The sequence below is a fragment of the Pseudoalteromonas sp. UBA6610 genome (assembly GCF_002433295.1).
Classification (GTDB): domain Bacteria; phylum Pseudomonadota; class Gammaproteobacteria; order Enterobacterales; family Alteromonadaceae; genus Pseudoalteromonas; species Pseudoalteromonas atlantica.
Genome location: NZ_DJHW01000045.1, coordinates 25,136 through 25,439, shown reverse-complemented (window position 1 = coordinate 25,439; position 304 = coordinate 25,136). Strand labels below are relative to the sequence as shown.

1 pseudogene is annotated in these 304 nt (G+C 37.8%); it reads left to right on the top strand.

Annotation, left to right across the window (positions count from 1 at the left end):
• Positions 1 to 304 (top strand): annotated as a pseudogene (locus B4F91_RS06095) (Vi polysaccharide biosynthesis UDP-N-acetylglucosamine C-6 dehydrogenase TviB); the annotation flags it as partial.

The window sequence follows — 304 nt, the reverse complement described above, 5'->3', positions numbered from 1 at the left end:
TGTTGGCCTTCCATTAGCAGTTGAATTTGGTAAAAAGTTCCCTGTTTTAGGTTTCGATATAAACCAAGGGCGAATTGCCCAGTTACAATCAGGCCATGACTCTACCCTTGAAGTTAGTGATGAAGAGCTTAAAGATTCACCACAGCTTAGTTTTTCTTCTGCTGTTGCAGATTTAGAAAGTTGTAATGTCTATATTGTTACCGTACCAACACCTATTGATGAGCATAAACAACCAGATTTAACACCGCTGATTAAAGCCAGCGAAATGCTTGGTAAAGTAGTTAAAAAAGGCGACATAATAATT